The sequence below is a fragment of the Streptomyces alkaliterrae genome (genome assembly GCF_007097205.2).
Lineage (GTDB): Bacteria > Actinomycetota > Actinomycetes > Streptomycetales > Streptomycetaceae > Streptomyces > Streptomyces alkaliterrae.
The window spans coordinates 1-13,672 of record NZ_VJYK02000145.1; the positions used below are offsets into that span (position 1 = coordinate 1).

General features: G+C 70.3%; 13 protein-coding genes, 1 tRNA gene and 1 other RNA gene. 3 read left to right on the top strand and 12 right to left on the bottom strand.

Annotated features, from left to right (window positions below; all coding sequences use genetic code 11):
• Nucleotides 1–1,195: DNA polymerase III subunit gamma and tau (locus FNX44_RS15005; protein WP_143648746.1), on the bottom strand; the 1,195-nt coding region annotated here is incomplete at its 3' end.
• A 64-nt stretch (nucleotides 1,196–1,259) separates the two neighbouring features.
• An RNA gene (ffs, locus tag FNX44_RS15010) (signal recognition particle sRNA small type) lies at nucleotides 1,260–1,358 on the bottom strand.
• Between the two features lie 72 nt (nucleotides 1,359–1,430).
• Here ffs and FNX44_RS15015 point away from each other — a divergent pair.
• A tRNA-Ser gene (locus FNX44_RS15015) sits at nucleotides 1,431–1,515 on the top strand.
• Between the two features lie 91 nt (nucleotides 1,516–1,606).
• On the opposite strand, the gene FNX44_RS15020 is transcribed toward FNX44_RS15015, so the two are convergent.
• The 5 genes from FNX44_RS15020 to FNX44_RS15035 all read right to left on the bottom strand — a co-directional run bounded on the left by FNX44_RS15020 (nucleotide 1,607) and on the right by FNX44_RS15035 (nucleotide 4,388).
• Entirely contained in the window at nucleotides 1,607–2,443 is an 837-nt protein-coding gene (locus FNX44_RS15020; RefSeq protein WP_228449904.1) for a hypothetical protein, read from the bottom strand.
• Between the two features lie 350 nt (nucleotides 2,444–2,793).
• Complete coding sequence (locus FNX44_RS28040) at nucleotides 2,794–2,964, bottom strand: hypothetical protein (RefSeq protein ID WP_173019199.1); 171 nt, start codon at nucleotides 2,962–2,964, stop codon at nucleotides 2,794–2,796.
• 38 nt (nucleotides 2,965–3,002) lie between these two features.
• Nucleotides 3,003–3,359, bottom strand: coding sequence for a PRC-barrel domain-containing protein (locus tag FNX44_RS15025; protein WP_143648747.1), 357 nt, complete (start codon nucleotides 3,357–3,359; stop codon nucleotides 3,003–3,005).
• Nucleotides 3,360–3,538: 179 nt separating this feature from the next.
• On the bottom strand, nucleotides 3,539–3,805 hold the full coding sequence (locus tag FNX44_RS15030) for a hypothetical protein (RefSeq protein ID WP_143648748.1): 267 nt from the start codon (nucleotides 3,803–3,805) through the stop codon (nucleotides 3,539–3,541).
• A gap of 7 nt (nucleotides 3,806–3,812) precedes the next feature.
• Complete coding sequence (locus tag FNX44_RS15035; RefSeq protein WP_143648749.1) at nucleotides 3,813–4,388, bottom strand: DUF5994 family protein; 576 nt, start codon at nucleotides 4,386–4,388, stop codon at nucleotides 3,813–3,815.
• A 645-nt stretch (nucleotides 4,389–5,033) separates the two neighbouring features.
• Between FNX44_RS15035 and FNX44_RS15040 the strand changes: the two genes are divergently transcribed.
• On the top strand, nucleotides 5,034–6,029 hold the full coding sequence (locus FNX44_RS15040) for a phosphorothioated DNA-binding restriction endonuclease (RefSeq protein ID WP_143648750.1): 996 nt from the start codon (nucleotides 5,034–5,036) through the stop codon (nucleotides 6,027–6,029).
• A gap of 224 nt (nucleotides 6,030–6,253) precedes the next feature.
• Here FNX44_RS15040 and FNX44_RS15045 read toward each other — a convergent pair whose 3' ends face one another.
• The 5 genes from FNX44_RS15045 to FNX44_RS15065 all read right to left on the bottom strand — a co-directional run bounded on the left by FNX44_RS15045 (nucleotide 6,254) and on the right by FNX44_RS15065 (nucleotide 12,748).
• A complete protein-coding gene (locus FNX44_RS15045; protein ID WP_143648751.1) occupies nucleotides 6,254–6,757 on the bottom strand; it encodes a nucleoside deaminase in 504 nt (167 codons plus the stop codon).
• 375 nt (nucleotides 6,758–7,132) lie between these two features.
• Nucleotides 7,133–7,942: a xanthine dehydrogenase accessory protein XdhC gene (gene xdhC / locus FNX44_RS15050; protein WP_143648752.1), complete on the bottom strand. Its 810-nt coding sequence runs from the start codon at nucleotides 7,940–7,942 to the stop codon at nucleotides 7,133–7,135.
• A gap of 1 nt (nucleotide 7,943) precedes the next feature.
• Nucleotides 7,944–10,376: a xanthine dehydrogenase molybdopterin binding subunit gene (gene xdhB / locus FNX44_RS15055; protein ID WP_143648753.1), complete on the bottom strand. Its 2,433-nt coding sequence runs from the start codon at nucleotides 10,374–10,376 to the stop codon at nucleotides 7,944–7,946.
• Nucleotides 10,373–11,839, bottom strand: coding sequence for a xanthine dehydrogenase small subunit (locus FNX44_RS15060; RefSeq protein WP_143648754.1), 1,467 nt, complete (start codon nucleotides 11,837–11,839; stop codon nucleotides 10,373–10,375). The genes xdhB and FNX44_RS15060 overlap by 4 nt, the downstream gene beginning before the upstream one ends.
• Nucleotides 11,840–12,307: 468 nt before the next feature.
• A complete protein-coding gene (locus tag FNX44_RS15065) occupies nucleotides 12,308–12,748 on the bottom strand; it encodes a winged helix-turn-helix transcriptional regulator (RefSeq protein ID WP_143648756.1) in 441 nt (146 codons plus the stop codon).
• Between the two features lie 70 nt (nucleotides 12,749–12,818).
• Here FNX44_RS15065 and FNX44_RS15070 point away from each other — a divergent pair, with 70 nt between their 5' ends.
• Nucleotides 12,819–13,649: an NAD(P)H-binding protein gene (locus tag FNX44_RS15070; RefSeq protein WP_143648757.1), complete on the top strand. Its 831-nt coding sequence runs from the start codon at nucleotides 12,819–12,821 to the stop codon at nucleotides 13,647–13,649.
• The last annotated feature ends 23 nt before the right edge of the window (nucleotides 13,650–13,672 follow it).

Here is a 13,672-nt window from a genome sequence, read left to right on the forward strand (position 1 = left end):
GCTGGACGCCACCCGCCTGCGGGGCGCCGCCCAACGCCACTCCCCGCTCCAACCTGTCCAGCCGCGCCTGAAGCGACCGCTCGTCCCCGTACGCCGCCGGAAGCAGCACCCGGGCGCAGATCAGCTCCAGCTGCAGCCGAGGCGACGTCGCCCCCCGCATCTCCGTCAACCCCGTGTTGACGAGGTCGGCGGCCCTGCTCAGCTCGGCGGCGCCGAAGGCCGAGGCCTGCGCCTGCATCCGGTCCAGCACGTCCACCGGCACGTCCAGCAGCCGCTTCTCCGCCGCGTCCGGCACGGCTGCCAGGATCACCAGGTCCCGCAGCCGCTCCAGCAGGTCCGTCACGAACCGCCGTGGATCGTGCCCGCCCTCCACGACCCGGTCCACCACCTCGAACGCCGCAGCCCCGTCCCCCGTGGCGAACGCCTCGACGACGGAGTCGAGCAGCGCGCTGTCGGTGTACCCGAGCAGCGCGGTGGCCATGGCGTACGTCACACCGCCCGCGCCCGCCCCGGCGAGGAGCTGGTCCATCACCGACATCGAGTCCCGCACGGACCCGGCCCCGGCCCGCACGACCAGCGGCAACACGGACTCCTCCACCGCGATCCGCTCCTGCTCGCACACCTGCGCGAGGTAGTCGCGCAGCGTCGCGGGCGGAACCAGCCGGAACGGGTAGTGGTGGGTACGCGACCGGATCGTGCCGATGACCTTCTCCGGCTCGGTCGTCGCGAAGATGAACTTGAGGTGCTCCGGAGGCTCCTCGACCACCTTCAGCAGGGCGTTGAAGCCCGCCGGGGTGACCATGTGCGCCTCGTCGATGATGTAGATCTTGTAGCGGCTCGACGCGGGCCCGAAGAACGCCTTCTCCCGCAGATCACGCGCGTCGTCGACACCACCGTGCGACGCGGCGTCGATCTCGATCACGTCGATGGAACCACCGCCGTTGCGCGCCAGGTCCACACACGACTGGCACTCCCCGCATGGCGTCGGCGTCGGCCCCTTCTCGCAGTTCAGACAGCGGGCAAGGATGCGCGCACTGGTCGTCTTGCCGCAGCCGCGCGGCCCGCTGAACAGGTACGCGTGGTTGACCCTGTTGTTACGCAGCGCCTGCTGAAGCGGATCGGTCACGTGCTCCTGCCCGATGACCTCGGCGAAGGTCTCGGGACGGTAGCGGCGGTACAGAGCGAGGGACGACACGCCTACGACCGTAGCGGAGCCCACCGACATCCCGCCCCGCCCGCACTCCCCCCGGGCGTCACGGAACGACAACGCCCCCCACGCACCCGCCAGAGCCGACCTACCCTTGCTGCCTTCCGGCCCTGGGGGAGTTCAGTCAGATAGCGCCACGTGAGGGGCTGCGCCCACAGTACCTGATCGGAGCACCCGGGATCGAGTTCGCGACCACTCCCCGGAGTCTTGTATTGTTTGCGGCGGAGGATTCGCCTAGAGGCCTAGGGCGCACGCTTGGAAAGCGTGTTGGGGGCAACCCCTCACGAGTTCGAATCTCGTATCCTCCGCCCAGCTCTCACCGGGCTGAACGAAGGTCCCGACCGCCCAGCGGCCGGGACCTTCGTCGTTCGTGGTTGCAGTTCTGGTTGCAGTTCCCGTCTACCGCCCGTTGAGGACGGACCGGCACCCGTTGCAGTACATGGCAGCGTTCCGCCCGTACCGCCGCATCAGCTGACCGCAGCCGGCGCATGGCCCCAGTTCCCAGACCGGGCATCCCAGCGCGGCGGAGGCAGCGGCGCGTTCAACGGGTGTGACGCTCGTCGGTTCGCGGGAGCGCTGGACCGGCATACGGGGAAGCGTGAAGCCGCCGGTCGGCTGGTCGAGATCGCGGAGGGGCCGGCTGTCGCTGACGAACCGGCCCTCCTCCCCTGCTCGGCAGTCGCGGTCGACCTCCTGGCCCGCGAAGGTGATCGCGTCGTCCTCCTCTTCGTGCGGGACTGTCGGGAGAGGCGTCCTTTCGCCGATGAGCTCCTGCCACAGCGCACGATCGTCGGCCGAGACCCACATGTGCCGGCCGGCGCGACCGTTCCCCCGGTTCGGCATGTAGACCGGGACGCTTTCACCCGTGGCGCTCTGCAGGACCAAGTCCTCTATGTGCACCGGCTTACGCTCCGGAAGGCACAGGGCGGGCACGAACCAGTCCGCGTGAATCCCGCCGCAGTGGCCGGCGCCATCGCTGACGAGGCAGTGGCGCACGCTGCTCGGTACGCACTTCCAGACTTCGAGGTGTCGGTAGCCGCCGCGGATCACCATCTCCTTGCCGTCGGCGATCTCCTTCCACGGCATGTCGTCGACCCGCACCCACGGAGCTCGGTCGATCAGGGAAGCCGCCCTGTCGTTCGCCACCCACAGCGGGGTGAGGCCGTGCTCCACGGCGCTGGCCGAGCGCCGGTGGACGCTGCTGGGGCTGAGGTAGGAACGGCCACTGACACTCAACAGGGCTCGCGCAGGCTCGAACTCTGTTGGCCGGCCCCGAGGTTCGTCGGAACCTCGGGGCCGGCCAACAAGTGCGGGCTGGGTCAGTAGTCGTCCGCGGTGGTCAGCGTCGCCACCGTTCCCAGAGCCACCCCATCGCCGTGACCGCCACGAGACCCAGCATCTGCTGTGCCTCGTTGCCCATCGGCGACGCCGCTTCATGAAGAGCCCGGCCGACTTCCGCCTCCCGCTTGCCGCGACCGTCCGCCGCCTCAGCCCTCGTCTGGACGCCGTGTACGGGACCGGCAGGCGACATCCGACCGCGGTCGGCAACGCGGCCACGGGCCGGCGGTCAGCGGATGGGGCGGCGGTCAGCGGATGGGGCGGCGGCCGGAGCGGCGGGACCAGCGCACTGCGACGAAGGCCAGGGCGGCCACGAGGACCGCGATACCGATGATCAGCAGGTAACCGAGACCCTCCGCTATGACTCCGACGAATCCCAGCACCACGGCGACGAGAACAAGGAGGAGGAAGAAAACCATGACGCGGACGCCTCCTTCGGGTGGGTGAGCGTGGGCGGTCAGCGGCGTGCGAGCTGTCTCTCGCCGCCGGCACCGACCTGATAGGTCAGGTTGTAGTACTGGAAGATCTCCTTCTCCGCCTCAGCGGGCAGAATCTCGTCCATGCCGACCGAGGGGGCCTTCTTCACCAGCGCCTTCGCGTAGGAGACCTTGACGTAGTCCGGCCCCAGGATCGCGTCGTCGAGGGGCACGAAGGTCAATCGGTGGCGGGTGGGGAGCCCGGTGCGGACCGTGGCCATGGCCGGTTCGTCGGTGGCGGTGTCCACATAGACCGCTTCGAGGGCGCCGATCTTGTGGTTCTTGGGGTCGACGACGTTGTGGTTGCGCCACTCGCGTACGTCGGCTGCATGGATCATGTTCGCCTCCTGGGCTGTTGATCCGGGCCGGTGCGGTCCGGGCCCGCCCTTGGCCAATGACAGCCCGCAGGGCCCTGCGTTCCCTGGAGCGGTGCGGGCGGGCAACCGGACACCTCCAGTATCACGCGCGTCGGGGATCGGCGCGGCCCGGCTCTGCGGTGCCGCGCCGCCCACCGGGGTCACTCCTTGTGCTCCCTCGCGCGCTTCACGCCACGGCGCCGCGGTCGACGACCTTCGCGACCTCCGTCCCGCTGGTCGTGGCGGTCGCGGGCCCCGTTGCCCGGTCGGCGCTCCGCGGAACCCGGGCCGCTCCGGCGGTCGGGGAGGCGACTGCTGTAACGGCGCGATGCGATCCGATCCGCGTGCTGGGCGTTGAGGCGGTGAATCACGAACACACCCAGCGCGATCACCGCGAGGACGCCGACGATGGTGAGCACGGTTTCCATGACCACATCACCTCCCGCCGGTCGCGCCGACGTGTGCGGTAGTGGCGCCGCCCTCCGCCTCCCACGCTTCCGCCTGCGGGTCCCCCGGCGGGCCGGCCTCAGCAGCCGGAACGGTGAGCCGGCCGTCCGACTCGGCCGCCATGAGCGCGGTGCCCGAACGTGCGATCCGCGGATCGGAGGCAGCGGCCATGAGCCGCTCGGCGGCCGCCTCGCCGGTCTCCGGCGGAATGACCAGCAAGTCCCAGCGGCCAATGCGGTAGGAGAGAAGCAGGAGTTGGTGCGGATCCTGCTCGTCGGCGAACCAACCGACTTTGATGACCCGGTCGTTGACGGGGACCCTGCGTGGCACGACGGGCCAGTGCGTCGGGTTCACCGCGACGCGGGTGACACGGCCCCACAGCGCGTCCAACCGGTCTGCCAGAGGCGGCAATTCGCGCGCCAAGTCGCGGGATCGCGGCCACCAGGCACCGTCAAGCAGCCCGGACTGCGGGCCAGGAGGCCTGAGGGAGATCCGAACCGGCGGATAGTCGGCGGGCCTGGTGGTCGGCGTGATCGGCGCAGGCCGTGTGGTGAGCACCGTCATGGTGTCAACCCATCCCCAGGCCCTGCATGCGGCCCGGCACTGAAAGCGAGAGAGATACCGACATGGAAGCCGGTCAACAAATGCCCTCGCCAGCCCCAGCCTACTCCCGCGGCCACCCCGACCACGACTGCCCGAAGGTCTCCCTCGCGCCCCACTCCGATGCCGGGACAAACCCCCGGATCAGGTCGAATCCCATACGCCACATCCCTGAACGCAGTCCGTCCCATGCGGGCTCCGTCCGCGTATCGGCTCCGAAAGGAAACGCTGACAGCGCAGCCAGGGCGGGCCCCGCCGCTCCGTGGCCGCGCCCTCGCAGAGGTCCTGTCCGAGCTGGAACGGACAGGACCTGGTTGCACTACTGGTTGCATCGCCTCCGTCCAGCACCGTTCACGCCTCACCTGCAGTCCCAGCTTCGTCGCATGTCAGGACGCTCCCGCACCACCCTGGACCCTCGATGCCCGGCCCCACGGATCGCCGTCGTCGTCGACATCCACGCGGTCCTCGGAGCCGAAGGACTCGTCCGGCTTCCCCCTCATCCGGGCGGCGTCGCCCCGGGGCGTGTGACAGGGCCAGCGGCGCCGACAGCCACTCCAGTGATCCGGGCCCATGCCGACGTTCCGTACGGCGCTACTACGATCGCCCGTCATGGACTGGCTGGAGCGGGCCGCGACGTTGAGGCAGTGGACCAAGGGCGGGACGCGTGCTCCCCACAAGCCGCTACTCCTGCTCTACGCCCTCAGCCGGTTCCAGGAGGATGCCGACGGCGAGCTGTTCTACAGCGCGGTGGAGGAGGACCTCAAGCGGCTGCTGGCCGAGTACGGTCCGCCCAACCGGACTACGCCCGCGTACCCGTTCCACCATCTGGTCAGCGACGGCGTGTGGGAAGTGCGCACCGACCGCGGGCCCGGCAGTCCCGGGAGCGGGGTGCGTGAGCTGCGGGCAGCCGGGGCTGCGGGACGGCTGACGTCGGAACTGCGGACGGCACTTCGGCGGGAGCCGTCACTGCTGGACCGGATGGCGCGCCTACTACTCGACCGGCACTTCCCACCCTCTCTGCACGGCGAGCTGTGCGAAGCGGTCGGACTGGAGCTGGAGCCGGCAGAGACAGGCCGTGCGTCGCCGGCGCGGCGGCGGAGGGACCGGCGGATGCGGGAGCGGGTACTGACGGCTTACGAGTACCGATGCGCCTTCTGCGGTTATGACGGGCGGATCGGGGCGGTGCCGGTCGGGCTGGAGGCCGCGCACGTGCGCTGGTGGGCGTTCGGTGGGCCGGATGACGTCGACAACGGCCTGTGTCTGTGCTCGCTGCACCACAAGCTCTTCGACAAGGGCGTCCTCGGTGTCGGACGGGCGGCCCCGCGCTCGAGTGAAGCCGAGGGCGGGGGAAGTCACCGCATCCTCGTCTCGCAGCGCTTCGTCGGGCACAGCCCCGCGGCCCGAGAGCACGTCACAGCCCTCGCGGGCCGCCCGCTCATCGGCCCGCAGCCGGGAGTCCGCCCTGTGGCGACGCACCATCTCTCCTGGCACACCGGCCAGGTCTTCCACGGCAACCCGCGCCCCGCCGCGGATCTACCGCGCACTCGATCTGGCGGAGGCGCGAGCGGCCGCCCGCAGGTGAGCCCGCGTACTCCCACAGGTTGAGCAGGAGCGCACCAGGGCGGGCCAGGTGCCGCCCGAACGCTCCGCCGCGGGCCTCGGTGTCCGGTTCGGTTCGGTTCGCGAAGGAGGCCTCCGGGTTGCCTTGTCGAGATGTCAGGTGTCTCGGCTGGCAGCCCGGAGGCCTGGTCGGGGGTTCGCGTCGGCCGAGCCTGGGGCCGGGGCCGCTTGGCGGCGACGTTTCTGGTGGTGCGCGGCGGGGCCAGGGCTCAGTAGTCGATGCGGTCGGACTTGGCGAGCCAGGCGTCGAAGGGCGCCGTGCGGTTCGGCATCTCCACCCGTTCGATCGCCATCGGCCACAGCTCCGCGGGCTTCTTCTCGAAAAGGTCGTAGAACTTGCGGTCGTCGAAGCCGGCCACCGCGGCGTCGTCGCGGTCGGCGGCGAAGATGATCCGGTCGACTCGCGCCCACAGCGCGGAGGAGAGGCACATCGGGCACGGCTCACACGAGGTGACCAGGACGCAGCCCTCGAGCGAGAAGGTGTTCAGCTTCTCGCAGGCGGCGCGTATCGCGCTCACCTCGCCGTGCGCCGTCGGGTCCAGGTTCGAAGTGACCCTGTTGTTGCCGATCGCGACGATCTGGCCGTCCTTGGCGATCAGCGCGCCGAACGGACCGCCGCCGTTCTGCACGCTGCTGGTGGCAAGGCCGATGGCCTCGTCCATCCAGGCGCGCTCTGCTTCCTGGATGCTCGTTTCGTGCGTGTGCGCGGTCACGGTCACTCCTTCTGCAAACGGTGAGAGCTCCGGCGAGACCGGGGTGTGGGTACGTCGTTCACCCCCGTCGCACTGTGGTTCGCGTTCGCGGTTGCCTGAACCTTTCCGCGACCTGTTCACGTGCTGTCCATCCGGAATACCGCAAGTAGACCCGCCCGGGCGCGTCGAAGGTCAGTCACCAAAGCCATGAAGGAGTCGGCCGGCCGGTCGGCGCCCCTTGTAGGTTCATATAAATGAGTCGGTCGGGGGCCTCGGGCTGTCCGCTGAACGCTCGCACCCTCGGCTGCCCGGCCCGCGTCGGGCCGGGCGAGGTCCGTTCCGGCCAAGCGCCCCGCGAGCGCGAGCAGCCGCCGTGCGGGGCCCGGGTGAGGGCGTTCAGTTCCCGTCGGCTTCGAAGGTGCGCAGCAGGTCGGCGGCGACGCTGACGGCGATCGTCGCCGGTTCCTTGCCGGTGATGTCGGCCAGCCCGATCGGCGTCTTGATCCGGTCGATCGCGGCGTCGTCGTGGCCGCCCTCCTCGGCGAGGCGCTTGCGGAACCGCGCCCACTTGGCCGCCGACCCGATCAGTCCGACGGAGCCGAGATGACCGGTGCGCAAGGCGGCGTCGCACAGCGCGGCGTCCTCGGCGTGATCATGGGTCATGATCAGGACGTGTGTGCCGGGCGGCAACTCCTCCAGCACCTCCTCCGGCAGCAGTGGCGTGTGATGCGTGTGCACCTGCGCCACCGCGTCCGTCAGCACGTCGAGCCGCTCCTCGGCGAGGAGTTCGGAGCGGGTGTCGATCAGATGGAGGTCGAGGTCCTGACGTGCCAGTATGCGCGCCAGCTCCAGTCCGACGTGGCCGACGCCGAAGATCGCCACCGCCCGCACCACGGGCAGCGGTTCGAGCAGCACCGAGACCTGGCCGCCGCAGCACTGCACGCCGTGCTGGTTGGTCACCTTGTCGTTCAGGGCGAACTCCATCAGCTCCGGACCCGGCCTGGGCGCGGCGATCATCTCCCGGGCCCGGTCGATGGCGACGGCCTCGACGTTGCCGCCACCGATCGAGCCCCAGGTCCCGGTCTGCCCCACGACAAGCTTTGCGCCGGCGTCCCGCGGGGCGTGGCCGCGCACGGCCGCGACGGTCACCAGCACGCCGGGCTCCCGGCGTGCTCGCAACCGCGCGACCGCGGCGATCCACGTCATGTCAGGCACCGCTCAGTGCTTCCGAGCCGGTTCGGACCCCGGCGCCCGCGGCCTGCCCGTTCGCGGCCTGCCCGTTCGCGGCGTGGCCGTCGCGGACGTCACCGTCCTGGCGAACCGACTCGATCGCCCAGTACACCGCCTCCGGCGTCGCGGGCGACGCCAGCTCGACGCCGACCCCACCGGGCCCGAACGCGGCGACGGCCTGCCGCAACGCCTCCCGCACCGAGAACGCCAGCATCAGCGGAGGCTCGCCCACGGCCTTGGAGCCGTAGACCGCGCCTTCCTCCGTGGCGTTCTCCAGCAGCGTGACGTTGAACTCCTCCGGCATCTCGGAGAAGCTCGGCAGCTTGTAGGTGCTCGCCGCCTGAGTCTGCAGCCGTCCGCGGTTGGGCCCGTCGCCGGTGTCCCAGCGCAGGTCCTCAAGTGTCAGCCAACCCGCGCCCTGCACAAACCCGCCCTCGACCTGGCCGATGTCGATCAGCGGGGAGAGGCTGTCGCCGACGTCGTGCACGATGTCCACGCGCCGGATGCGGTACGCGCCGGTGAAGCCGTCGACCTCGACCTCGGTCGCGGCGGCGCCGTTGGCGAAGTACTTGAACGGCGAGCCCCGGAACGTCTTGGCGTCCCAGTGCAGCCCCTCGGTCCGGTAGAAGCCGGCCGCCGACAGCTGCACCCGCTGGAAGTAGGCGGTGCGCACCAGGTCGTCCCAGGCCAGCTCCCTGTCGCTGCCCAGGGCACGCGCGACGCCCTCGACGATGCGTACGTCCGAGGCGTTGGCGCCCAGCTGGGAGGCAGCCACCTGCAGCAGCCGCCCGCGCAGCTGTTCGCACGCGTTCTTGATGGCGCCGCCGTTGAGGTCCGCTCCCGAACTGGCCGCCGTCGCCGAGGTGTTGGGAACCTTGTCGGTGCGGGTCGGAGCGAGGCGGACCTTGTGCGGCGGGATGCCCAGGGTGGTCGCGGCCACCTGGATCATCTTGGTGTGCAGGCCCTGCCCCATCTCGGTGCCGCCGTGGTTGATCAGGACCGAGCCGTCCTTGTAGATCAGCACCAGCGCCCCGCCCTGGTTGAAGGCGGTGAGGTTGAACGAGATGCCGAACTTGATGCCGGTGATCGCGAGCGCCCGCTTGGTGTGCGGGTGCGCGGCGTTGAAGGCGGCGATCTCGCGCCGGCGGTCGGCGAAGCCGGCGTTCTCCTTGACCTGCTGCCAGGTGGTGGCGATCCGGTCGGCATGGGTGACCGGCTGTCCGTACGGCGTCGTCTGGCCCTGGTTCGGCTGGTAGAAGTTGCGCTCGCGCAACTCGGCGGGGTCGAGACCGAGCCTCGGCGCGACACGGCCCAGGATGTCCTCGATCACCAGCATGCCCTGGGGGCCGCCGAAGCCGCGGAACGCGGTGTTGGAGACCGTGTTGGTCCTGGCGATTCGACCGGCGACACGTGCGTTGGGGATCCAGTACGTGTTGTCGATGTGGCACAGCGCCCGGGCGAGGACCGGCTCGGAGAGATCCAGACTCCACCCGCCGTCCGCGGTCAGCGTCGCGTCGAGGGCCTGGATGCGGCCGTCGGAGTCGAAGCCGATCTTCCACGAGGCGTGGAAACCGTGCCGCTTGCCGGACATCGTCAGGTCCTGCGTCCGGTTGAGGCGCAACCGGACAGGGCGCCCGGTCAGCTTGGCGCCGAGCGCGGCGACGGCCGCGAACCCGTGCGGCTGCATCTCCTTGCCGCCGAATCCGCCGCCCATCCGCAGGCACTGCACGGTGATCTCGTGCGAGGGCACGCCGAGCACGTGGGCGACGATCTCCTGCGTCTCCGACGGGTGCTGGGTGCTGCTCTGGATGAACACCTGCCCGCTCTCGTCGAGTTGGGCGAGGGCCGCGTGGGTCTCCAGGTAGAAGTGCTCCTGGCCGGCGAACTGGAACTCCCCGGTGAACACGTGCGCGGAGTCCGCGAAGCCGGCGTCGATGTCGCCGGTCTCCATCAGCGGGCGGGCGCCGTGGTAGCTCTCCGCCGCCATCGCGTCCCGCAGGGTGATCAGCGCGGGCTGCTCGTCGAGCTCCACCTCGACGGCCTCCGCGCCGAGCCGGGCCGCCTCCAGGCTCTCGCCGAGCACCCAGGCGACGGCGTGGCCGTGGAACATGACCTCGTCGGGGAACAGCGGCTCGTCGTGCTTCATACCGGCGTCGTTGACGCCCGGCACGTCGGCGCCGGTCAGCACCCGGACCACTCCGGGCACGGCGAGCGCGGGCTCGGTGCGCAGCGCGGTGACCGTGCCGCGGGCCTTCATGACCTGGACCGGGTAGGCGTGCAGCACGTCCTTGGTGCGCTGCACGAGGTCGTCGGTGTAGAGCGCGGCACCCGTGACGTGCAGGGTGGCGCTCTCGTGCGGCATCGAGAGGCCGACGACGGGCTTCTCGGGGCGCTCGGACAGATGGCTCATGACGACACCGCCTCGGTGGTTTGGGCGTGCAGCTTCAGCAGGCTCTGGCCGAGCATCGCGGAGCGGTACGCGGAGCTGGCACGGTGATCGCTCATCGGCGTGCCCTCACCCCGCAGTACCCGTGCCGCGGCCTCGACGGTCTCCGCCGCCCACGGCCTGCCCTCCAGGGCCTCCTCGGTGGCGAGGGCGCGGACGGGGGTCGCGGCGACGCCGCCCAGGCCGATCCGCGCCCTACGGACGATGCCGTCCTGGACGTCGACCGCGAAGGCGACCGCCACGCTGGAGATGTCGTCGAAGCGCCGCTTGGCGATCTTGTGGAAGGCCACGACCGGCGACAGCGGGAGCGGGACGCGCACCGCGCGGATCAACTCGCCGGGACGTCGCACGCTCTGCCGGTAGCCGGTGAAGTAGTCCGCCAGCGGGACCTCCCGCTCACCGTCGGCGTCGGCGAGCACCACCGACGCCTCAAGGGCGAGCAGCACCGGCGGACTGTCGCCGATGGGCGAGCCGGTACCCAGGTTTCCACCAAGGGTCGCGCCGTTGCGGATCAGTCGGGAAGCGAACTGCGGGAAAAGCTCCGCCAGCAGCGGGACACTGCCGTCGAGGCGGCGTTCGATCTCGGTGAGCGTCAGCGCCGCTCCGATCTCGATGGCATCGGACTCGACGCGCAGTTCCCGGAGTTCGGGGAGGCGGTCGACGGCGATGACGCAATCCGCCCGGCGGGAACGGATGTTGACCTCGACGCCCCAGTCGGTGGAGCCGGCCACCACCACCGCGTCGGGCCGTTCGCGCAGCACCTGCAGCGTCTCCGCCAGAGTCTCCTTCCGCAGGAACGTGCTCTCGTCCTGCGCGTACTCGGTGGCGGCCGGCGCGGGCGGGGCCTGCTCGCGCCGCCGCGCCAGCGGGTCCTCGTCGCTGGGCGTACCGACGGCGAACGCGGCGTCGCGAATCGGGCGGTAACCGGTGCAGCGGCACAGGTTACCGCTCAGCGCGTGCAGGTCGAATCCGTTCGGGCCGTGCTCGGCGTCGGTGCCGTCGGCGGAGCCCTCGTGCACACCGCAGCGGTTCGGCCGGTAGTACTCGGCGGCCATGCTGCAGACGAAGCCCGGCGTGCAGTATCCGCACTGGGAGCCGCCGCGGACCGCCATCTCCTCCTGCACCGGGTGCAGGGCGGGAGGCGTGCCGGGTTCGCCGGCGGTGGCGAGACCCTCGGAGGTGATGATCTCCTGGCCGTCGAACGCCGCGGCCGGGACCAGGCACGCGTTGACCGCCACCCAGTCGGTGGGCTTGCTCACCCCGGGGCGGGCCACCAGGACCGAACAGGCGCCGCACTCACCTTCGGCGCAGCCCTCCTTGGTGCCGGTGAGCCCGCGCTCACGCAGGAAATCCAGCACCGTGGTGTGGGGCGCACTCGGTGAGATCGGTGTTTCTTTCCCGTTGACCGTGATCCGCGCCTCTGTCATGACAGACCTTCGTTTCGGTGCGTGATCGGTCGATTCATCATGTTCGCCAATTTTCAGGCAGCTTTCTGTGTTCGGGCGCGCCACAGGAAAGGATCGGGCGCAGAACGGCACGCAACAGCGACGTACCGGAAAGTGGTGACGGGAAACCCAGAATGCGCTACAAAAGGCGCATCAGAACGGCGTACTCAGCAGCCGTGTGCGATTCGACCCGGAACCCAGACCGTGCTCTGGGCGAGACGACCAAGATCAGAGTTGGCGTTCATCTGCTGGTCGCCTCCTTTCGATAGTTACAGGTCGACGTCTACCGAAATTAGTGACCGAGACCACCGCTGTCAAGAGGTGGACCGCCCTGTGGATCTCGGTGTCCCGAGAACCGGTCCGCTTGGAGACGGGAACGCCGGCAAAGCCCGGAGCGCCGCGTTTCGGCGGGCGAACCGCACGCGGCGGCGGGCGCGGTGGAGACGGGTCTCAGCGAACCGAGGAGTCCGGGTTCTCCGCGTCCCATTCCTCACGGGCGGCGGCGATCGCCGGGCGGTGGGCGATCGACCAGTCGGCGAGCGCCTTCACCAGATGGGTCAGGCTGTGCCCCAACTCGGTGAGCTCGTACTCCACCTGCGGCGGAACGGTCGCGTACACCGTGCGCTTGACCAGTCCGTCACGCTCCAGGCGGCGGACGGTGAGGGTGAGCATCCGCTGGGAGATCGCGCCGGGTATGGCGCGCTGCAGCTGCTTGAACCGCTTCACCCCGGAGGCGAGTTCGACGATCACGTAGACGGACCAGCGATCCCCCAGGCGGTCGAGGACGTCGCGGACGCCGCACTCGTCCTGCGGCGTGTCACAGGTGATCACCGGCTCGTCGATCACTGCGGACCGGGCCGGGGTGGTTACCACGGTGTGCCCTGCTGACACGAAAGTGCCTCCTTACGCGACGGGACCGGACTACTCAGGATGAAACCACGCGTGATCGAAAGGACTTCCTGTGATTCTGGTGACCGGCGCCTCGGGCGCCCTTGGCGGACTCGTCGCGAAGAAGCTCGCGGCTCGTGACGACGTGGTGTTCGGCACCCGGACTCCTCGCTCGGCGGCCGAGCGGCGCATCGACTTCGACGACCCCTCCTCGCTGGACCTGAGCGGCGTGGACACCGTGTTGATGATCTCGGCCGGCTTCGGCGAGGACGACGTGGTCCACGCTCGCCACGACGCGTTCATCTCCGCCGCCGAGGCGGCAGGCGTACGGCATCTCGTCTACACGAGCCTCAGCGGTGACGGCGACCACCTCGCGTACGCGCTCGCCCACCGCTGGACCGAACGCCGGCTGCGGGCCAGTCGACTGCGGTGGACCGTACTGCGGAACGGCCTGTACGCCGAGTTCCTCGCCATGATCGCCGCGCCCGACGCCGACGGCGTCATCACCGCGCCGCTGGGAGAGGGGCGGCTGGCCGCCGTCGCCCGCGAGGACCTCGCGGAGGTCGCGGCCCGGGTGGTAACCGCCCCGGAGGAGCACGCGGGGCGGACCTACGAGCTGGTCGGTACCGACTCGCTCGGCGGCGGCGACCTGGCGGCGGCCTTGGGGGTGACCTACCTACCGGGCTCACTCGGAGCCGTTCGGGCCGCGATCGGCACTCCCGACGGGCTGCCTGCCCTCCAGGTCCCGATGGTCGTCGGCACGTACTCGGCCATAGCCGGGGGCTTCCTGGACGGCACGGGAGTCGCGCACAACGCGCTGCCCGAACTCCTCGGCCGGGAGCCCGAATCCGCCATCGCCGCGTACACGGCGGCACTCCGCGAGGTCCCACGTCTCACGCCCTGACAGCGCCATCCGGCCCCTCCCAC